Genomic DNA, 21,044 nt, shown 5'->3' on the forward strand with positions numbered 1-21,044 from the left:
CTTGGGCCAATAAGCGATGAGTCGAATGCGGCGCTTTTGAAAAATCGAAAAGTGAGGGATCTGCACGTCGTTTACAGGGAGTTCGGCCGGTCTTATGCTCAGATGGCAATTCGCGGCGTGTCTGACTGAGCGCATGCAATGCGGGCGAAGAAGACCCGGATTCCTCGAAGGGCGACTCCCAATGTATATCCTGAAGCGGATCGCCGCGTACATGATTGACCTGATGGTGGTCGTGGCCCCGCTCTCTGCGCTCTCCGCCTTCGCCGAGAACGAGGTTTTCGAACGAGTCCCCTCGCAGTTCCTCAGCTTCGGTTCCCCGGTTTCCTGGGCGCTTCCTCTGGCGCTCCCGGTCCTGTTCCTCGGGACGGTTACGGGGCTGACCGGTCGCTCGCCAGGCAAGTTGATCACCTTCTTGAAGGTCGAGGACGGCGGAGGCGACCCGCCCGGGATCGCGCAAGGGATCGTCCGGGAACTCATCAAGGCCGTCTCCCTGGCTTTCATCCTTGGCATCTTCTGGGCGATTCAGAGCCTCGCGACCCGACGCCGGACCTTCTACGACGAGTGGCTCGATCTCGAAGTGGACGACCTGCGGCCGACCGGCCTGACCCCGACCCAGAAGAATTTCCGGAAGTACATGCGAGAGCAGGCCAGGCGGCAGAAAGGCTAACACTCGCCGCCTCCGACTCGACCGCGTTCTCAGTCGCCTTGATTCGAGGTAAACCAATGCCTTGCCAGCCCAGGCGCGAGCGTGAGAACGCCCATCTGCGCGGCGAGTCGGGGATCGGCAAGGATCGTGGCGACGATCGCCGGCGCGAGATGGACCGATCGGCCGAGCGCCGCGCGGGCCAGCTCGATCCGGCCGGCGCGGAGTGCGTCATACGCGCGGTTGAGATATGCGCGGGCGAGTTTGCGGCGGCAGGCTCGCTGATCGAGAGCCGGGAATTTGGCCGTGATCCGTGCGGTTTCTTCCAGATCGTCGAGGGTCGCCTTGAAGCGATGCGTCTCGCTAGCCGCGTGCCACCGCACGGAGACGGTCGCCGGGCCGTTGCACCACGCCACGCCGAACCGCTCGGCGACGCGGATCCAGAAATCCCAGTCGACGGCGTAGCGAAGCGACGAGTCGAAGCCGCTGACGATCTCGTGAGCCCGCTTGTTCGTCGTCACGGCCGAGCATCGGAGAATGTTGCCGCTCGCGAGCGACCTCACGAATCCACCTGGCTGGTAAAGCCCGATTCGGCCCGGGCTGGCCCCGGTCGAGTCCGGAACGCCACCGGGGTCGACGACGTCGGCGGCGACCGGCTTACCCGACTCGTCGACGACGTCGGCAGGGCCGGCGATCAAGCCCAGCGCGTAGGGCCGTTCGCGGTCGATCGCTTCGAGATGGTCGCGAAGATGCCCCGGCCGCATCACGTCGTCTTGATGAAAAATCGCGACCCAGGGGGTGCGGCTCTCGGCCATGCAGCGGTTCCAGTTCGCCGCCAGGCCGAGCCGCTCCGAGCCGGTCACGATTCGCGCGCGGTCGCCGGCCTCGGCGCGAACCCATTCGAGCGTGCGGTCGTCCGAAGAGTCGTCGCAGACGAGAAGGTCGAACGCGGCGTCTTCCTGGGCCAAGATCCCGCGCAGGGCTTCGGTAATGTGGCGTTCGCCGTTGTAGGTGGGGATCGCGACGGTGATGGTCGGCGTCACGGGATCTCGGTGGCCAGGTTGTGAAGCATCTCCCAGGTGTAGATGCCCGACGAATGGCCGTCGCTCCACGAGGGCTGGACCGCGTAGTTGCCGACCATCTCCATCCCGGCGAGCTTGACGTCCTCGCGGACGTGCTCGATCCGGATGATCCGCTCGCCGGTCCACTCGTCCCGGCAACTGGCGCACGGGCATTCCGAGCGGAGGAACCGGTACGGGAACCGATTCACCGCGCCGTCGGGCCAGACGATCTCGAGAAGCTGCTCGGCTTGATGGGCCCGGATATTGCTGGGAGGATCAACCATGGCCACGAAGCCCCGAAAATCAGAATCAGCCGCCGCTCGCGGGATCGCAAGCATGAGACACCAGGATAGCAAAAAACGTCCCTGGCACGAAGAGGCGACGCCCCCGGAACACGCCGACGCCGACGCACTTGATGGACGATTCTACGTCCTGGCCCCGAGCGTCAACGCCGTGCGTCGGGCGCTGTTTCGCGCCCCCGGCGGTGCCAAAGTCGTCGGCCGGCACGACCGCGAGACGATCGCCTGCTCGCACACGATGGACGCCCACAGCCTCGCTCGCCACTGGTCGATCCTCGTCAGCCGCCTCGGCAAGGCCGGCCTGCGCGTGGTGCCTCGGCCGGGATCGGTCGACAACCGAATCCGGCACGAGATCTGACTTGAGCAGCGGCAGCCGCCCACCGACCCGACTCGCGGAAATTGGCTTCTTCTGAAAATCTTCCGGGCCATGTGTCAGGCTGCAGGGGCTGGTAGTTGGCGTTCGCGGTAGTCGGCCCCGTTCTTGAGCAGGTGCCAGATCACCACCAGGATCTTGTGCGCCACGGCGATGAGAGCCTTCTTTTTCCCGAGTCGTGGGACCCATCGACGGTAGCAGATGCTGAAGGCGGTGTTCTTGGCGTGGCTGGCCGACCACGCCGACTGCACCAGGAGCGAACGCAGCCACGGACTCCCCTTGGTCGTCTTGCCGCTGCGGCGTTTGCCGGCGCTTTGGTCGTTGCCCGGGCACAGCCCCGCCCAGGAGCAGAGGTGGCCCGCGGTCGGGAACGACTCCACGTCCGGCCCGATCTCCCCCACGATCACCTCCGCCGCCCGATCCCCCACTCCGGGGATCCCCTGGAGCCGGCCCGCCGCCTCGTCGAACGGCCTCATGGCCTCGTCGATCCGCTCGTCCAGCCGCTCGATCAGGCGTTCCAACGCGTCGATCTGATCCGTCAGCAGCCGGAGCACGAAGCGGTGGTGGTCGGTGACCCGGCCCAACAGCGCCCGCCTCAGCTCGGGGATCTTGCCCCGGAGCCGCTGCTTGGCCAGATCGGCCAGCTTCTCCGGGTCGTCCTGGCCGTCGATGATCGCCCGGATCATGGCGCGCCCCGAGGCCCCCAGGACGTCGCTGGCCACCGACCCCAGCTTGACGTTGGCGTCCTCCAGCGTCTTCTGGAGGCGATTGGCCACCGCGGCGCGGTCGCGGACCAACTCGGTGCGCTGCCGGGTCAGGTCGCGAAGCTCGCGGATCTCCGGCTTGGGGATGAAGCTGGGCGACAGCAGCCCGTGCTGGAGCAACTGGGCGATCCACTCGGCGTCCTTGACGTCGGTCTTGCGGCCGGGGACCTGCTTGAGCCGCCCGGCGTTGACCAGCATCACGTCGAATCGCCCTTCCAGGATGTGGAAGATCGGCTTCCAGTAGACGCCCGTGCTCTCCATGGCGACCTCGCGGACGCCGTGGGCGTCGAGCCAGTCGGCCAGGGCCAGCAAGTCCGCGGTCATCGTGCCGAAGGTGTGGACCACCGAGGCGACCGAGCCGTCGGGGTTGATGTGGCGGACGCAGGCGACGACGGTCTTCTTGTGGACGTCGAGCCCGGCGCAGCGATCGTGAACGATGTCCATGACGTCCCCTCCAACTCGAGTGGTCGGAAACGAAGCAGTCCGAGCCGGTGGGACGACCTCGGGGCGTAAAGCAGTTTCTTCTACGTGCTCCCCCGCTTCCGGGGGGCGACAGGACGGGGTTCGACGTGAAGTCGAGCCGAGGCCGGGACCAAGTTCCTTCGCGGGTTCGCGACACCAAAGCCAATGACGGCCTCTCGCCCAGGGCCGGACATCCGCAGCATAACCCAACCCGACCCCATTTTCATGGGACGGGTTGAGCCAAAGGCTCATGACCGTTCCTTCGTAGAGGAACCAGCGAGTCGCCCCAGGTAAAGCGGGCGGCACTGTCCGTTCCAAGCTTCACCGTTGTAATGCTTTCGGGCGATGGCTATGCCTCACGCCGCGCCGCCGGATTGGCTTCGATCGCTCGGAACACGTTGGTTATCGACCCTGCTTCCGCCGCCCCGGCCGTCCGCTGGTCAATTAGGTTGGTTCGCGCGGATTTGGGATGGTTCGACGTCGCTTCCGCCTTCACCGATACCGAATTGTCAACGAGCCAGGACGCTCCGGACGGAGATTCCCTTACCTAAAGCATACGACGCGATCGCCCAGTTTGGGGGGCCCGTCCTCATGAAAATGGACTCCGGGTCGTGCCGCGAGCGCCCTCCCTAAACGAGCCCGAAGCGCCAGCGAGTGCATTGGTTTGCGTTCGCTGACTCGGCACGCTGACGGGGGAATTCACTCGCTGGCGCTTCGGGCTCGTATTTCGCTCTCCCGATCGTCCCACGGACTATTTTCATGGCAACCCGGTCGATCACTCCTTCGGCGGCGACGGCTTGAGCTGACTCCAACTCGGCAGCGCCGCGCGGATGACGATCGGCGGGCTCTGGTCGGGGTGGGCCTCGCGCGAGGTCGGCGACTTCCAATCGAGGCCGGAGCCGTCGTTCAGCTCAACCGTTTGCTCGGGCAAGTTGCTGAACCGAAACCGCCCGTCGTCGTCCGTCACCGATTCCGGGTCGAATCGCCGGTAGCTGCCCGGAATGCCCGGATCTCGCGTCATCGCGTACATCTCGACGCCGGGGATCGGCCGACCCGTCGACGCCTCCACGACCCGGCCCTCCAGCCGCCTTCCGCGCTCGACCTGGATCTCCGTGGGGCCGCCGCCGGGGTGCAGCGACGCCTTGGTGGGCTGGAAGTCCTTCCGGAAGTTCAATTTTGCGGCGTACCCGTTCCTATCCGCCGCAAGATCGTCGAACCGGAATCGGCCGTCGTGATCGGTCAAGACCGGCGACCCCCAACTGGTTCCCACAAGGGGGTCTTCGAGGACCAGGGAGACGGGCGCGTCACGCAACGGACGGCCGTCGGGTCCGAGGACCCGGCCGGTCGCGACGGTTGTGCGCGGCAGTCGGATCTCGACCTCCTTCGTCGGCTCCACCTCGTCGAGCAGGATCGAATCGCCGGCTTGCGGTGCATGGCCGCGACTCGCGACCGCGACGTAGGTCCCTCCCAGCGGCAGCGGAGAGATGAAGAACCGGCCGCCGGCGTCCACGCTGACGTTGTTGACGTGCAGATACTGGTCGGCGAGACCCGCGGGGGGCTTCACGCACTTGCAGTTCAGGCTCACATTCTCAACAATCGCCGCGCCGTCGACATTGAGCACCCGACCCACGATCGCGCCCGCCGGGATCGCCTTGATCTCGACCGTTTGATCGTCGTCTCCCGGCTTCACCGTCAGGTTGCCGCTTGCAAACCAATAACCGGCCAACGCTTCAAGCTCATAGCTCACCTGACTGCCGACTGGCGCGTCGAAACCCGCTCGTCCATCGCGAAGCTCGACCTTGCGATCGAGATCGACGTCGCCGTTCTTGTAAAAGATCCGGATCAAGCCCGGGGAACGAACCGCCCCATCCGCCGAGACGACATGAAGCGCGACGCGACGGTCGGCCGGCCCCTTGAGGGCTTGATTCAGGTCGACGATCAGCGGGGCGGTCGTCGCGGGGATCGTATACTTCCAGACTCGATTCCCGGACCGGATGGACATCGCGCCAGGGACGAGGTTCTCAAGCTTGAAGCCGCCGGATGGATCAACGGCGACTCTCCCGTTGGATCGCGTCGTCTCCGGTCCGCTCGCGCCCTTCGCGACGAAACCGGTCGGCACGTCCTGGGTCGACCAGAGGATCGGCACGCCGTGGTGATGCTCCAGGGCCTTCAGATCTCCCACGACTCGACCTTCGAGAGTCGGGCATGGGACGACCGTCGCCCGCAGATCGTTCTGCCCCGGCTGCACGTTGGGAATGAAGCCGCTATCCTTGGTCTTGGACTCGACGAGAAGCAAGTATCTGGCCCCGTCCGACAGGGTGTCGATTCGAAATCGGCCTTCGGCGTCGGTCTTGCCGACGATCGGCCCATTGGTTCCATTGTCGCGACCGCCTCGGTCGGGTTGGTGTTCCGCCATGATCCGGATGGTCGCGTCGGCCACCGGGCGGCCGTCGCGATCGACGACGACTCCGCGCGTCTCCTGGGCGTGCTGAAGGGAGAAGCTCGCCGTTCCTCCCGGCTCAGGAGTCGCTCGGAAGTTCGTATCGGGGATCTGGAAACCGTGAGCCGAGATCGAGAAGCCGTAGGTCCGAGCCGCGGCGTGTGCGATCGTCGCGACGCCGTTCGCATCCGTCGTCCAGCCCGGGCGGCTCGACGACCAACTGCCCCTGCTGAGCAAGTTCCCTTTGACCAGAGCGCCCGCGATCGGCTTGCCGCGATCGTCGATCACGCGAACTCGGTAAGGGAAGCCTGGATCGAGGACGATCGCGATGTCCTCGATCGTCTTGCCGGCTTCGGCCTTGAAAGGGCCGACCAGCCTGGGAGCGTAATCGTCGGCATCGGCCAAGATCCAGGCGGAGCCGGTTCCCGACTCGATGGAGAACGTGTCACGGAAATCGCCGGCCGTCCCCTGGCTGCTGCTGTTGCCGTTGGATGTGAGCAGGAACAGCGTCCCCCCCGAGGCGAGCGCCTTGCCGTCCGACGTCCGGATCGTCCCCTTGAGCACGGCTTTGCCGCCGGAACCGACGCCGTAGATCGCCTGCGCCTGCTCGATCTTCTCGACGCGTTGGGCGGGCGTGAGGGCCTGAACGGCCAGGACGACGGCGGCCTGGGTCCCCTTCCAGAGCAACGCCAGCAAGATCGGGCCGATCGCCAGCAGGACGAACAGACTCGCAAGCGAGATCCGCTGGGGGCCGAACCGCTCGCCGGGGCGGAGGACGCGGCGAATCCGCTCCAATAATGTGGAAGGTCGACCGTCACCGCTCCAGGCCGCGACGCCGAGGGGGACGCTCATCATGCCGGCCCATTCCGCCAGGGCGTGCGAGTAGGCCAGTGGATTTCCCAGCAGGCGGACGGCCAGGGCGTCGCAGCAGGCCTCGCGCTCGATCCGAACCTGTCGGCCCAACCACCAGACCGTCGGATTGAAGTACAAGAGCGACTCGATAAGCATCTGCAACAGGTTCACGGCGTAGTCGTGACGACGGATATGGGCTAATTCATGAGCCAGGATCGCGCGGACGGCGTCGGGCGGCAGGCCCGTCATCAGCGCGATCGGCAGGATGAGCGTCGGCCGGATCATTCCGAGCACGGCGGGACCGGCGATCGTTTCGCAGGCGACCACCCGGATCGGACGTCGGATTCGAAGCTCCCCCCGCAGCCGATCGAGCAACGAGACGATCGAGGGTTCCGTGACGCGTGATCCGCGAGCCAGGCGATGGGCCGAGAGAACAGACCCGGCGCTCCTGAGCAGCATCAAGCCGACGCCCGCCAGCCAGCCGATCGCGAGGACCGGAACCCAGGTCGATTCGACGATGATGGATGCCGGCTGTACTGGCTTCGCCATCGGTTCGGTGACGATCTCGGGCGTCGCCTTCTCGATGGCGGCTTCCCGACGGACCGGAGAGACGGGGACGGCGGCCTCGGGGCGTTCGAGCCAGCCCCAGGTCGTCAGCCCCGCGAGCAAGACGCTGAACTGCGCGGCGAGAGTCAGCAGGTAGCGTGTCTCGTGTCGGCCGGCCGGCAACTTCCGCAGCACGAAGGCTAATAGCAAAGAGATCAAGGCCCCTTGCCAGAGCGTGTGCAGGAGAGCCGCGACCAGGAAGCGCCACAACGGTTCGTCGAAGAGGCTCAATCCGATCATACCGCACCCTCCTCGGGCTTGAGATCGCTCTCGGCTTGAGCGATGACCTTGCGGATCTCTTCGAGGTCGCCCGGCCTGACGTCCGCGCCGTCGAGCAGCGACTGAAGCGCCCGCGCCGGGCTGCCGCCGAACGCGTTGCGCAGCAGGTCCTTCATCATCGGGCCGAGAACCTGCCCGCGCTTGTGCTTGGGGTGATACACGTTGGCCTGCCCCAGCCGCGTGTGCCGGACCAGCCCCTTCTTCTCCAAAACCTGCAAGACCGAGAGGATCGTCGTGTATGCGCGATCCTTCCCGTCGGGCATCGCTTCGAGGATCTCGCGGACCGGCGACGGCCCCCGATCCCACAAGACACCCAAGACTTGCAGCTCCAACTCCGACGGTCGCGCCTGTCCCATGAGGAATCCGCCTCCGCCTCGTTCTTGGTTACTATGTTCGCAGTATATACTGGAAACATAGTATCTTCAAGCGGGGACGTCGCGATTCGTATGAGGGATTCGAACTCTGTTCGAAGGGGCGTCGTCATCGGGCACCCGGAGAACTAGAATGGGGACGTCGCGATACGTGGAAATGCGCTTCGTCCGATCGACAGGTGATCATGGCCCAACTTTCGCTGTTCGACTCCGAACCCGACGACGATCAGCCAGCCCGGGCGGCATCGCTGGCGCCGAAGCTCCGCGCCTTGGCGGAGAAGAACTTGTTTTTCGGAACTTCGTCGTGGAAGTACGAGGGGTGGCTGGGATCGATCTATCGAAGCGACCGCTACGAGACGCGCGGGAAGTTCTCGCAGAAGAAGTTCGAGAGCGAGTGCCTGCGCGAGTACGGCAGGGTTTTCCCGGTCGTCGGCGGGGACTTCAGCTTCTACCAGTTTCCGTCGGCGGCGTACTGGAAGACGCTGTTCGACGACGCGCCCGAGCCGCTGCGGTTCGGGCTCAAGGTCCCCGAGGAGGTGACCGTCCCGCGCTGGCCGCAACACGCGCGTTACGGCAGCCGGGCGGGGAAGGTCAACGAGGGCTTCCTCGACGCGAAGCTGTTCAAGGAGCTGTTCGCCCGGCCGCTCTGGCGGCATCGCGATCGGGTCGCCGTGTTGATGTTCGAGTTCGGCACGATCGCTCGATCGACGTTCGCCAGGCCCGAGGATTTTTACGAGCGGCTCGGCCCGTTCCTCGACGAGCTTCCGCCCGGCTTTCGGTACTCCGTCGAGGTTCGCAACCCGGAATACCTGGGCGCGGATTATTTCTCGCTCCTCCGCGCCCACAACACGGCCCATCTGTTCAACGCCTGGACGCGGATGCCCGAGCCGCTCGAACAGATCGACATGCCAGGCGCGTTCACGGCCGATTTCAGCGTCGCCCGCGCCTTGCTCAAGCACGGCCGGCCGTACGCGCAGGCAGTCGAGAGGTTCAGCCCCTATCAATCCGTTCAGGAACCGAACCCGGCGGTGCGTAAGGCGCTGCGGATCATCGCCGAACGGTCGTGGCGAGCCTCGCAGCCGGCTTTTCTGTTCGTGAACAACCGGATCGAAGGCTACGCGCCGGGGACGATCGAGGCAGTCGTCGACGACCTGGCGGTCTGAGAGGCGACGACCTCGCCGTCACGGCCTTCGTTCGCCGCCCAGCGGCTTCCAACGCCCCCCCGCCCACCGCGCCAGAAGCGATAGAAAACCAAGCATTCCGAGTCGCAGCGACGACGCCTCCGGCACTGTGCGAGGACCGCCCGGGTCGTTCCCGCCGGGGTCTCCACCGAGGTCTCCGCCAGGGTTCCCGCCGGGATTCCCGCCAGGTTCTCCGCCGGGGTTCTGGTTGGGTTCCCGGATCGTGATCGGGCTTGAGAGGGCGTAAAGGTGGTATGTGGTACCCGGGAACAGGTACGCATTCGCGAGCCAAGACGGGAAGATGGATGTAAGGTCACCCTGGGCCATGAGTGGCGCGGCGCTACCGAACGTCGGCCCCGGAGAACTCACGCCGCTGGCGTTGGACCCAGTGCCGACATATCCCCAGAGGAGCTGATTCCCGGATTCCGTTGTGTTGATCGGGTTGTTCAAAAACTTCGACGTGGTGTTCCAGAGGCCCCCCGGGACCGCTGTGATGAGGAGCGAGTCGACGTCATAGACCGGCGCGATTTGCGGCGCGTTGTCGCGAGCGTTGACTGTCGCGGTCGAGATGATCGCGGTCCATGTCACCGGCTGACCATTGATGACATCGAGTCCGGCCGCCGCGGCCGCGAGCGTGACGAAGTTGTTGTAAACGGCGATATCGCTGGATTCCGCGGTCAATGTGCCATTGGTGACGAACGCCACCTGGAACGTCTGTCCCGGCTTGAGATCCGCGGGAAGAAGGATCGTGTCGGCCTGGGCGGAAAGGCCGACGCCGAAGACCCCGCAGCTCAATGCCAGGACCCGGGGCACGACCACGAGCCCCGAGGGACGGTTCAACTTGCTTCGTTTCATGATCTTGGCCCGCCGGGCGATGGCCATTCCCACGCGAACAACGCGCATGCGAACATCTGTTCCATGTTCGCGCCTGGAGGATCTGGGAAGGCCAGGTCTTACGAGATTCAAATAGTCGCCGGGACGATCATAAGAGAACGAAGTCATGCGTGCACCGAGAAAGCCGCCTGTGTCGCTTTATTTAATCACATGGTGTGCTTCAGACTCACCAACTCTCTGATTTAATGAAAATTAACAACTTCGGTGCCGTGGAAGGTGGAAAGACATGGTAGATTGCGGGGTTTTCCCCTGCGCAAACCGGTAGCCATGCGGCGAACCAGGGCCTTGACGCCGTGGGGCGGGCCGGTAAGGGGCGGACGCTTGAAGCCCAAGGACGGGACGGTCCCGGCGTGGCGGAATCGCGACGCCGATCGTAAACGGAAGGGCCGCTTGGATTTTCCGGACGTCGCGACGCGATGAGCGGCGGACGGAGCCGGAAGGGAGATAGGCCGCGACGTCGCCCTTTTCGCCTTCGAGACGGGCGCGAACGCGATACCCTCAGGATGCGAGGAGAGATGATCGGCACGCCCTGTTTCCCGAGCGTGGCTGCTCTGTTTTAAGCTGAACGACTCCCGCGACGTCGAGCGCGATGCGGTTCATGTGGGAATAATTAGGAGGTGCGCGTCTGGGCGCGATCTTCGTGCGGCGCGAGATGAGTCAAGGCGTGGCGAAGGGGGCGGTGGTGGGTCGTGGAATGCGAAACAGGCCGGGGGGGCCCCGGCCTGTTTCGCAGCACGTCGGCCCCCCGCCAGCGGCGGGGGAGCCTGTGTCGAGTCGTAGTTGACGTCAGACGACGTTGTAGTTGGCAGAGGCGGTGACCCCGTCGTTGCCGCCGGCGTCGAAGAACGTGTTGCCGTCCCCGCCGCCGTCGATCGTGAAGTCGAAGCCGAAGTACGAGCCCCAGTCGACGGTGGTGTTCGTGGCCATGACGAATCCGCCGCCGCCCGCTCCGGTGTTCACGTCGAGGTAGGCGGTCTCGAACGAGGAACTGTCAGAGCCGAGGATGACGGTGTTGCCGGCGCCGTTCTGGCAGATCAGCGTGTACCCGCCCGCGGTGACCGGGCTCTGGTCGCCAATGTTGACAAGGTAACCACCGACGGCGTCACTGCTGCCCTGGTGGATCACGATGTCGCTGGTGATGATCGAGTCGTTGATGTTGACGGTGTCGCCCGGGTAGCCGTCGCAATCGGGCGTGAAGATGTTGTCGCCCTGGCAGACGTAGACGTTGTTGGCGCTGTCGCCGTCGACGTTGGCCGTGTCACCATAGCCGTTGCCCTGGGTGATGCTGATGTTGCCGTCGCAATCGATGAAGTAAAGCAGGTTGCCGGCGTTGTCGTAGACGGGCTCCAGATACCCGACGGCGGTGGAGTTGGTGACCGACGCCGTGTCAAGATTGCCGTCGCCCTGGCAGATCGTGATGTTCCACCCGGCGGTGCTGCTGTCGACCACGGCCGTGTCGCCGTTGCCGTTGCCCTGGGTGATGCTGATGTTGCCGCCGGCGGTGGAGGAGCTCACGAAGGCTTGGTCGCCGTCGCCGTTGCCCTGGCAGATCGAGATGTTGCAATACGCATCGGCGTTGCTAATCGAGGCGTAGTCGCCGCCGCCGTTGCCCTGGGTGATCCAGACGCTGCCGTTCGAGCTGGTGACGGTGTTGATCAAGGCGGCGTCGCTGCCGCCGTTGCCCTGGCAGATCGAGATGTCGCACGCGGCGAGGGCGTTGGAGATGGAGGCGTAGTCGCCGCCGCCGTTGCCCTGGGTGATCGCGATGGCGCCGTAGAGGGTGCTGACGGTGTCGATCATGGCCCAGTCGCCATTGCCGTTGCCCTGGCAGATGAAGATGCCCCACTGAGCGTCGGAGTTGGTCACCGAGGCCTGGTCGTAGTTGCCGTCGCCCTGGCTGACCTTGATGGTGCCCGCGAGGCCGGTGACGCCGTCGACGATGGCGATGTCGCCGAACAGATCGTTATTGATCGGGCCGCCGTTGCCCTGGGTGACCAGGACGCAGCCATTGACCTTGGAGCTGGTGACCGAAGCGAAGTCTTCGTTGCCGTTGCCCTGGCAAACGTAAACGTTGTTGGCGTTGACGCCGCTGACCACGGCCTGGTCTTGGGCGCCGTTGCCCTGCTTGATCGACACGTTGCCGAAGTACAGGTAGCCCTTGATCACGAACCCGGCGCTGCTATCGGTGATCGAGGCCGAGTCGTTGTTGCCGTCGCCCTGGCAGATCGAGATATTGCCCGGAACGATGGAGTTGGTGACCGAAGCGGTGTCGCCGTTGCCGTTGCCCTGGGTGACGTAGATGCTGGGGATGATCTGCGGATTGTTGGGCACGAGGCCGGTGACGGTCACGTTGTTGATCGTCGTCGTGTCGTTGTTGCCGTTGCCCTGGGTGGTGATCACGCCGAAGCTGGTCGAGGCGATCTTGAGGCCGTCGACGGAGATCGAGTCGCCGTTGCCGTTGCCCTGGCAGACGGTCAGATCCTTGACGGTGTTGTTCGTGACGGTGATGGTGTCGCCGTTGCCGTTGCCCTGGGCGAGGTAGGTCGATCCGAGCTTGCTGTCGTGGACGTTGATGACGTCCTTGTCGGCGCTGCCTTCCTTCACGCTGACCGAGCCGGCGATGGCGTCGTTGCCCAGCTCGACGGTGGCCAAGCAGCAGCCCTGGCTCTGATCGATTGACAGCGCGGTGAACGTGCTGTTGAGGACGGTGGCCGTGAGCTTGCCCTTGGTGGTGAGCGTGAACGCGCCGGTGTTGTCGACGTTGTTCACGCTGAGGTTGAGGTAGGTCTTGTCCACGGTGAAGTCGACGGTCTTGACCGTCGTCGCCGTGGTCTTGCCGGCGCCCACCAACTGGATGACGTCGGAGTCGGTGGTGCCGACGAGGTTGACCTTGATCGCCGTGACCGCGGAAGGCGTCTGGTAAGCCGCGGCGGTCGAGTTGATCGTGGTCGCGGGCGTCAGCGAGGAGACGGTCACCTTTCCGCCGGCGGCGGCGGTGGTTTCCGTGATCTTGAACGAGTTATTGAACTGGTCGGCGTTGATAGTCAGGATTCCGGCCGAGAAGCTGGCCGACACGTTACTGAGAACGAGACGCTGCTCAAGGTTCTCCAGCGTCATCACACGGCGACGTTGCTTGGTCGTGCGGTTGAGGGTGGCGGCGTGTCGGTGAAGACTGGGGGTCGCGGGGAGCAGGCGGGAAAGCCAAGTCATGGTCGGAACTCCTGAATCCAGGTGCCTACTTTTGTGACCATGCGTCGAGGAGGACCCTCCAGGGAAAGGGCCTCGGCCGAAGGTCACGGGAATGAGATGCTCACTCGTCTGGCGCGGTGGTCCGAAGCGATGGATCCCAATCCACCCGGAGGCGGCTCGTCGTCAGGATTGTTCGCATCATCGTCGCATCGCACCAGACACAAGGTAATGCTCCGCAAATCGCCAATTCCTGACGAAATAGGAACTCAATTATTCTGGAGCATGTACGTCCGAAATTTTTTCATGACGCGGCTGCGAAGTTTCCACTCATTGCAGGTGGAAACCTCCGCCCGACCGCCGAATTCCGACACGCTCATCAGGATCGACATGCAGAATTCGCGTTCGCGAGGGGTCAATGTGGCCAGGAATTCCTGAAGCACGAGGCCCCGCCCGACTTCGTCCCGCGTCGATTCGCTGCGGGCGGCCTTGCACTCGCGAAAGCGGCGACTCCGCTCGGATCGTCTTCGCCGCCATATCTCCCCGCGGGCCAAGGATTTGAAATACTTCAGCAATCCGCCGGCCCGCGGATCGTATCGGCCGAAGTGCGTGGAAGCCCCGCACCAGAGGGCGCACCAGACCGCGGCGGCCACCTCCTCGGCTTGCTCCCCGCTCCCACCTTGCGACATAACCGCTATATAAGCAACCAACTTAGGATGATAGTTCTTGAACACCGCCTTCCAGGCGTCGTTCTCACCTCGCAGGCACCCCTCAAGCAGACGCGCCTCTTCAGCACGTGAATCACTGACCGGTCCCACGCTTGCCTCTCTCGTACGGTCCTCTCGGGTTCTCGAGGGAGACCTCGACGGATCAGCGGCTCCTGGGGTGCGGAATTCCCCTTCGCAAACCATCGCTTTCATGTGGCAGCCTTTCTCCGAGTGTTGACCTGCGCCGAGCAGCGCCTTTTGAATCGCTCACGTATGTTTCCCAGACGAAGGTTGTCGAGTCGTCCATGAATGATTGCGTGCAGTCTGCTGCTTGTTGTTTGTCGCTCCGACACCGTGCTGATTGATGTGGATGGTGTTTGAATCGATTTATCAGTGGCCAGTCTCCGTGTCTAGCACCCTCTACGGGAAAATACCAACGTGTTCAGATTAAAGACGCATTCCGGGGGGAATTCGCAACTTGAAAACTCTATATAGGCTTAAATCGGCTTATTCATGCGACCATGCCGTTCTGTAAGGTCAGTAATCCCATGCTTTTAAGAGCTGGTCGCAATCGCGAGCGCGGGCGAAATCGGACGTGTTTGATACCAGGCGTTATGATCCGACATGAACACCTAAATAAGAGTCGGCTTCGGCATGCATAGTCCGTCTTAAGATAACTGAAATGATCGCGCGGCGGCCGAGGACGCGCGACGGCCTTCCGAGAGCCGGCGTCGCCGATTCAAAGTCCGGTTTTGCAATATCAGAAAAAAAAGTTTCGAATCATCCTCGACGAAATCAAGTCGTGCCATTCAATGCGTCGTTCGCCGTTCGGCGTGTGCGATGCTCAGGGGCGGCGAGCGAACAGCACCACGAAACGTTCAGAAACCCAGGGATGTGGACGTGAGATTTGTGGGGCCGCGCAAGGGCCGCCGACTCGGGCTGACGCGAGCCGGAGTTCGACCTTCACCGTTCACGACGCGCCCTCTCTCGTAGGATGGAGGAAGCTAGGGCGTCGGCACTCGATCGTCACGGGGCGACGGGGGGGCTGTCCGGTTTGGAACCGAGCCATGTGAGGTGGGAGAATCTTCCGGCGCGCGATCCGAGATCACGCCGGCGTCGCCGACTTCGAGTGAACGTTCTCGAAGCCGAGCTTGGCTTGCGACGCCGGGAGGGGACCGACGATAAGCGGCGTCATGCGGGCCACTTGCTGATCGGGCACTGTTCATGGGCCATCCGGCTCTTCACATCCGTGAAGCAGCCGCAGATCCGGCAGCGGAGGCCCGTGTGATGCTCGCAGGTCCGGCAGGTCGCGAGCCGCGTTTGCTGGACGTCGGCCGGCGCGGTCTTCATGCCCGAACCGAGGAACGTCGCCATCGCCTTGGTGGCCGACAAGGCCATCCGGAGGAGCCCGGGGCCGGCCTTCGGATCGGGCGCGGTCTGGGCCGTTGTGACGGCGCCGGCGTAGATCGGCCCTCCCATGAAGTCCGGCGTCGGCGCGGCCAGAACCGACGCATCCAATTGATACTTCTGAATCTGAGCCTCGTACCACGACGCTTCGGGCTTTCCATCGGCGCGGAGGAAGGCCACGGAGGCCTTCCCCTTGGCGATCGCCTGGTCGGGTCGATTCATCTCGGCCAGGGCGATCGCCTGCCTCCAGAGGAGGCGTGGCTCCTGCTGGCGGTCGCCGGCCGCGCGGGCCATCTCCAACGCCCGGTTCAAGTGCCACAGCGCGCCAGCCGGGTCCTGGAGGTTGGAGTGCGCCATGCCCAGGCGCTCGAGCACGAGCTTTTCGGCGTAGACGTCCCGCGACTCGCGCGCCAGGACGAGGGCGGATTCCAGGGTCTCACGGGAGGACTGGGCCTGGCCGACGCCGAGCAGGGCGAACCCCAGGTTGCACAGGACGTCGGTCTCGCGCTCGCGGTCACCCAACTCGCGGCACAAGCCCAGCGCCTTTTGCAGATGCGTCACGGCGTCGCCGGCGTTCCCTCCGATCAGGACGACCAGGGCCAGGTCGGTTAGCGCCTGAACCTCCGATCCGGCGTCCCCGCGCTGGCGAGCCGATTCCACGACCTGCGCCGCCGCCGTGGCCAGGTCGACCGGCGCGGCCGGCTTGATGAGACTCTCAGGGCTCGCGGGGCTCTCCATCTCCGATCGCGACCGCTCGCCCACGCCCTCGCCTTCGACCAGGAACAGGTCGGAGGCGAGCGATTGGAACCGGCGGAATTCGGGCCATCGTCTCCGCAGACTCTGTTCGTCGAGCGTACCGGTTTTCTCGTCCGGCCAGGCAAGCGCCACGTCGGTTCTTCGCTCGCCGCAGCGCTCGACCTCTTTCCCGTCGGGCAAGGTCCAGGTCGTCTCCGGGTCGCGCTTGCTCAGCTTCCTGGCGAGCTTGCTGAAGAGGCCGTTGGACAATCGCCTCCGGGCGCGGATCGCCACGGCGGGCGTCGCGTCGATGCCGTGCTCGCTGGTCGCCTCGGCGCGGGCCGTCATGGCGATCCGTTCCCAGTACTGGAACTCGCCGTCGCTTGAGCCGGACAACCAGAGAACGACTCGCCCATCTCCCCGCACGGGTTCGGCGAGCACGCCGTCATTGAAAGCCAGACTATTCCAATCGACGTTCCGCATGGCAACCTCGCTCATCAACCGCAGAGCCTGGTCTTCACTCGATCTTGAGTGAATTCTACCTGGGAGCGATTCACGCCGACATGCTTGATTAAAAAATCCGGGCACCCGCGAATCGCTGTTGCCGAACGTCGACATCCCAAAGGCGCGCGTTCCGACTGACGCTCCAACGGGGTCTAAACCCAAGACGAACTCCAGAAGATGGAGGCGTTGAATGCGGCGGCGGCCGTTCGTCTTCTAGGAGAAGATACTGGTGATCGGCTGGCCCGCGGCGATCGGCAAGGGGCGGCCAAGAGTGTCGCGGACCTCGGTGGCGGGGTCGATCCCGAGCGCCCAGAACATCGTGGCGGCGACGTCGTCGGGGGTGACGGCGTCGATGGCCGGGTACGCGCCGATGCGGTCGCTCGCGCCGTGGATCGCCCCCGGGGTAATCCCGCCGCCGGCCATCAAGACCGTGTAGCAGTTCGGCCAGTGGTCGCGGCCGTTTGGGCCGAACTGCTTGGTGTTGGTGACGCGAGGCGTGCGGCCGAACTCGCCCATCCAGACGATCAGCGTCTCGTCCAGCAGCCCCCGGGCCGCCATGTCGCGGATCAGGGTCGGCACGGTCTGATCGGTCATCGGCAGAAGCTTGTTCTTGAGCTGGTTGAAGTTGTCGCCGTGAGTGTCCCAGCCCCCCTTCGGTCCGCCGATCGTGGGCGAGAAGTAGACCGAGACGAACCGGACGCCGGCTTCGAGCAGTCGACGAGCCAGCAGGCAGCTCTGACCGTAGGTCGTCCGGCCGTATTCATCGCGGAGCCGGTCCGGCTCTTCCGACAGGTCGAACGCCCGCTTGACGCGCGGCGAGGCCAGCATCGTCAGGGCGCGATCGTAGAAAGCGTCGATCCCCTGGGCGGTCTCGGACCACGACATCAGGTCGGTCTGCGAGTCGATCAGCCGCTGGAGACCGCGGCGGTCGTCGAGCCGATCGAGCGAGAGCTTGTCGGGCAGCGTCAGCTCGGGGAGTCGAAAGTTCTTGCGGTTCGGGTCCTGACCGATGAAGAACGGGTCGTACGCTTTGCCGAGGAAGCTGGCGTGCTGGCCCGGCGTGACGCTGCCGTCGCGCATCACATGCGGGAACGCCATGAACGAAGGGATCGCCGGATCGTCCGAGGGCGCCAGCCGCGCCACGGTGCTGCCGTACGCGGGGTAAAGTTCCTGGGTGTCGCGGAGGCGAATGTCGTCGAGCAGAGGCGCGTGGCCGGTCAGGCTGTAATAGGTCGCTGAGTTGTGGTTCCGCATCTTGTGATGGACCGACCGGATCTGGGCGAAGCGGTCGACGACCGTCGCGAACCGGGGCAGGTGCTCCGAGACGCGGAGGTCGGGTTGGTTGGTCGCGATCGGCGAGAACTCGCCGCGGATGCCGTCGGGGGCGTCGGGCTTCATATCAAACGTATCAAGATGCGACGGCCCGCCGAACTGATGGAGGAAGAGAATGTGCTTGGCCGGGGCCCGGGCGCCCGGGTTGGCCGCCGCCCGCAGCAAGCTCGGCAGTGCCAGCCCCGCGAGGCCCGCCGTCCCGGCTCGCAGCAGACACCGACGCGACATCCGCGAGGTCGCCCGAAAATCGCCGCACGCGATGGTCATGAGGTCTTTCCTTCCACGTCCGCCGGCCGGGTCAATGTCGGAGCAGGAATTCCTTGCTGTTCAGCAATGCCCAGGCCAGGTCTTCCCACGCGGCCCGACGATCGCCGGAGCGGTGCAGATGCTCGATCGCCCGCGATCGTTCGGCGGCCGACGGCTCGCGGCAGAGCGCGGCGAGATACAGCTCGTCGAGGATCTGATCGTCGGCGGCCTTGCGAGCGGTCAGCTTGCCGATCCGGTTGTCGCGGTCTTCGAGCTGACGGCGCACGGATTCGCCGTTGATCATCTGGAACGCCTGGGCCAGCGTGGTCGCCTCGGAGCGTTCGCACTCGCAGGTCAGTAGCCGCTCGGGCTTGCCGAACGTCTCCAAGAACGCGACGTCGCGGGCGACGCCCGGCAACTGCACGGCGCGCAGGCCCGGGGGACCGCCTCGATAATCGCCGGGAACGTCGAGCGCCTGGGAGATCGCGTCGATCAGCACCTCGGCGGGCAAGAGCCGGACGACGGTTTTCGAGAAGTTCGCCGCGTCGTCGGCGTTCGAAGAGTTGGGCGTCGCGCCGAGCTGGTAGACGCTCGACTTCATGATCAGGCCCGCCAGCGGCCTGAGCCGCATCCCTCCCGCTTCGAGCTGGTCGCTCAACGCGTCGAGCAGCTCGGGGTTGGACGGAGGATTGGAATCGCGGAAGTCGTCGACCGGATCGACGATCCCTCTCCCCATCAGGTTGTACCAGACGCGGTTGGCCATGTTGCGGGTGAACTGACGGTTGCCGACGGTCAGCCACGACGCCAGGTGGTCGAGCGGATCGGTCTGCTTCGCCCGGGGCGAGTCGCCGTGCAACGGCTTCGGTTCGAGCCGGGCCCGCGTCCGTGGGTCGATCATCCCAGATGGGCCGGAGACGTAGATGTATTCGTCGCCGTTGATCTCGTGCTTGTCGAGCATGTCCTTGCGGACCGTGATCGGCTGCTTGCGGGCGATGTTGCCGAAGTAGGCGGCGAGGCCGTAGTAGTCGTCTTGCTTCCATTCGTCGAACGGATGGTTGTGGCACTTGGCGCACTGGAGACGAAGACCGAGGAAAACCTGGGCCACCGTTTCGGCCGCCGCGGTGGGGTCGCGGTTGGTCCGATAGAAGCTCGACGGCGGATTCGACCAGTTCGAGCCGCGACCGGCGACGATCCGCCTCGTCATCTCGTCGAGCGGGACGTCGGCGGCGATTTCGTCGCGCAGCCAGCGCTGGAAGACCCAGACCCCCTTCTGACCCATCGCTTTCTCTTCGTTGCGAAGCAGGTCGGCCCACTTGAGCGCCCAGAAATCGGCGAACTCCGGTCGTTCGAGCAGGGCGTCGATCATCCGTTCGCGGTTCGCGGGGGCGCGATCGGCCAGGAACGCGCGGGTCTCGGCGGGGGTCGGCAGCCGACCGATGGCGTCCAGATAGGCGCGGCGCAGGAAGACCGAGTCGGTCGACAGGGTGGAAGGCTGAATCCGCAACGCCTTGAGCCGGGCGAAAACGAGCTTGTCGATGAGGTTTCGCTCGGCCGGGCCGTTCCACGCGACGACCGGCCCTTCCGGAATGAACGCAAGCCGGCTGACGGCCCGGCCGTCCATGTAGCGGACGGCCACCGCGATCTCGCAGGTCCTGTCGACGCGGACCATGCCGTCGGCGGAGACCTCGGCGATCATCGGGTTGCTCGGGTCGTACGCGGCCTGGCGAGTCACGTCGCGCTCGGTTCCGTCCGCGAAGACGGCGGTCACGACGAGCTGCTGATTCCGACCGCCCGGCGCGGCGATTCGCTCGGTCGGAAAGACGCGGACCGATTTCAGCCGAGGCGCGGTCGCGACGTCGTCGCTCGCGCCCGAGGCGATCCATTCGCGAATGGCCCGCGACTCCGGCGAATCGGCCCCGAATCGAACACCCCCCTCATGAGCGACGCGACCCGTCGGCTTGAGCACCATCAGGCTCTGATCGGGCGCGCTCCGGTTGATCCGACGGCCGAGGGCGTCATGGGTCAGCATCAGCCAGTCGAAAGCCGGGTCGTCCCCACGCAGGCTGAGGCGGAACCCTCCCTTGCCGCTCAGGTTGCCGTGGCAGGCGCCCATGTTGCAGCCCGCTTTCGAGAGCACCGGCGCGACGTCGGTGCGATAGCTCGCGACGCGACGCCAGGACGCTCGATCGACCTGAAGCTCGACGGCCGTCTCATGCGAGCCGTGCCGGATGTGAAGCGTCGCTCGGCCGTCGGTCCTCGGCCTCACCACGCCCGTGCGCGAGACTTCAGCCACGCCAGGGGGCTCAACGCGATAGTCGCATCGGTCGGTGACGTCCGCGATCGTGCCGTCTGCCTGGCGCAAGGTGACGGCGGTCTGCTGCCGCGCGTATGCCCCGATCAGCTCCAAGCGGCGCGGCTCGGCCTCAATCCCTTCGGATGCATGGCCCGCTTCCGCGAGCGACGCAACCGCCAAGACCGCGAACAAAACCGAAGCAAGCCAGCGCAAGACCCGGTGATCGGTGATCGTCACGCCGCACCCCCATGGTGACTCGCCGCACGGCCGTGAGACGACCGGTGGGCTAAGCTTCTCGGTGGGCTTCGTCGAATGTTGAAACGATATCAAACATAGTGGTAAATGCAGTCCGTCGTCAAGGGAGTGGTCCCGAGGGCGGCTGTTGGGTCGACGGATCGTGCGAGGTGCG

Annotated in this window: 14 protein-coding genes; 3 read left to right on the forward strand and 11 right to left on the reverse strand. The window is 65.0% G+C overall.

Going from position 1 to position 21,044, the window contains the following annotated elements; all coding sequences use genetic code 11:
* The first annotated feature begins 181 nt into the window (after positions 1 to 181).
* Positions 182 to 667, forward strand: a complete 486-nt coding sequence (locus BSF38_RS24020) for an RDD family protein (protein WP_076349633.1) — start codon at positions 182 to 184, stop codon at positions 665 to 667.
* A gap of 29 nt (positions 668 to 696) precedes the next feature.
* On the opposite strand, the gene BSF38_RS24025 is transcribed toward BSF38_RS24020, so the two are convergent.
* Positions 697 to 1,686, reverse strand: coding sequence for a glycosyltransferase family 2 protein (locus BSF38_RS24025; protein ID WP_076349634.1), 990 nt, complete (start codon positions 1,684 to 1,686; stop codon positions 697 to 699).
* Complete coding sequence (locus tag BSF38_RS30455; RefSeq protein ID WP_076351384.1) at positions 1,683 to 1,988, reverse strand: DUF971 domain-containing protein; 306 nt, start codon at positions 1,986 to 1,988, stop codon at positions 1,683 to 1,685. The genes BSF38_RS24025 and BSF38_RS30455 overlap by 4 nt, the downstream gene beginning before the upstream one ends.
* Positions 1,989 to 2,040: 52 nt before the next feature.
* Between BSF38_RS30455 and BSF38_RS24035 the strand changes: the two genes are divergently transcribed.
* The gene (locus BSF38_RS24035) at positions 2,041 to 2,361 is read left to right on the forward strand and encodes a hypothetical protein (protein WP_237170588.1); all 321 of its coding nucleotides are present in this window, start codon (positions 2,041 to 2,043) and stop codon (positions 2,359 to 2,361) included.
* 74 nt (positions 2,362 to 2,435) lie between these two features.
* On the opposite strand, the gene BSF38_RS24040 is transcribed toward BSF38_RS24035, so the two are convergent.
* The 3 genes from BSF38_RS24040 to BSF38_RS24050 form a co-directional block, all read right to left on the reverse strand.
* Complete coding sequence (locus tag BSF38_RS24040; RefSeq protein WP_076343043.1) at positions 2,436 to 3,584, reverse strand: IS110 family RNA-guided transposase; 1,149 nt, start codon at positions 3,582 to 3,584, stop codon at positions 2,436 to 2,438.
* A 793-nt stretch (positions 3,585 to 4,377) separates the two neighbouring features.
* Positions 4,378 to 7,740, reverse strand: coding sequence for a M56 family metallopeptidase (locus tag BSF38_RS24045; protein WP_076349635.1), 3,363 nt, complete (start codon positions 7,738 to 7,740; stop codon positions 4,378 to 4,380).
* The gene (locus tag BSF38_RS24050; RefSeq protein ID WP_076349636.1) at positions 7,737 to 8,135 is read right to left on the reverse strand and encodes a BlaI/MecI/CopY family transcriptional regulator; all 399 of its coding nucleotides are present in this window, start codon (positions 8,133 to 8,135) and stop codon (positions 7,737 to 7,739) included. The genes BSF38_RS24045 and BSF38_RS24050 overlap by 4 nt, the downstream gene beginning before the upstream one ends.
* A gap of 200 nt (positions 8,136 to 8,335) precedes the next feature.
* Here BSF38_RS24050 and BSF38_RS24055 point away from each other — a divergent pair, with 200 nt between their 5' ends.
* Positions 8,336 to 9,313: a DUF72 domain-containing protein gene (locus tag BSF38_RS24055; protein ID WP_076349637.1), complete on the forward strand. Its 978-nt coding sequence runs from the start codon at positions 8,336 to 8,338 to the stop codon at positions 9,311 to 9,313.
* 18 nt (positions 9,314 to 9,331) lie between these two features.
* Here BSF38_RS24055 and BSF38_RS31510 read toward each other — a convergent pair whose 3' ends face one another.
* The 6 genes from BSF38_RS31510 to BSF38_RS24085 all read right to left on the reverse strand — a co-directional run bounded on the left by BSF38_RS31510 (position 9,332) and on the right by BSF38_RS24085 (position 20,872).
* Complete coding sequence (locus tag BSF38_RS31510; protein ID WP_168189447.1) at positions 9,332 to 10,234, reverse strand: hypothetical protein; 903 nt, start codon at positions 10,232 to 10,234, stop codon at positions 9,332 to 9,334.
* A 777-nt stretch (positions 10,235 to 11,011) separates the two neighbouring features.
* Positions 11,012 to 13,435 carry a beta strand repeat-containing protein gene (locus tag BSF38_RS24065; RefSeq protein ID WP_076349639.1) on the reverse strand — a complete coding sequence of 808 codons (2,424 nt, stop codon included), beginning with the start codon at positions 13,433 to 13,435 and terminating at the stop codon, positions 11,012 to 11,014.
* 245 nt (positions 13,436 to 13,680) lie between these two features.
* Positions 13,681 to 14,331, reverse strand: coding sequence for an RNA polymerase sigma factor (locus tag BSF38_RS30945; RefSeq protein WP_145952302.1), 651 nt, complete (start codon positions 14,329 to 14,331; stop codon positions 13,681 to 13,683).
* A 978-nt stretch (positions 14,332 to 15,309) separates the two neighbouring features.
* A complete protein-coding gene (locus BSF38_RS24075; protein ID WP_076351388.1) occupies positions 15,310 to 16,743 on the reverse strand; it encodes a tetratricopeptide repeat protein in 1,434 nt (477 codons plus the stop codon).
* 234 nt (positions 16,744 to 16,977) lie between these two features.
* Positions 16,978 to 18,363: a DUF1501 domain-containing protein gene (locus tag BSF38_RS24080; protein WP_076349641.1), complete on the reverse strand. Its 1,386-nt coding sequence runs from the start codon at positions 18,361 to 18,363 to the stop codon at positions 16,978 to 16,980.
* A gap of 31 nt (positions 18,364 to 18,394) precedes the next feature.
* Positions 18,395 to 20,872 carry a DUF1549 domain-containing protein gene (locus BSF38_RS24085; RefSeq protein WP_083713378.1) on the reverse strand — a complete coding sequence of 826 codons (2,478 nt, stop codon included), beginning with the start codon at positions 20,870 to 20,872 and terminating at the stop codon, positions 18,395 to 18,397.
* Positions 20,873 to 21,044 lie beyond the last annotated feature (172 nt).

Origin of the sequence: Paludisphaera borealis (assembly GCF_001956985.1) — a bacterium.
GTDB classification, from domain to species: domain Bacteria; phylum Planctomycetota; class Planctomycetia; order Isosphaerales; family Isosphaeraceae; genus Paludisphaera; species Paludisphaera borealis.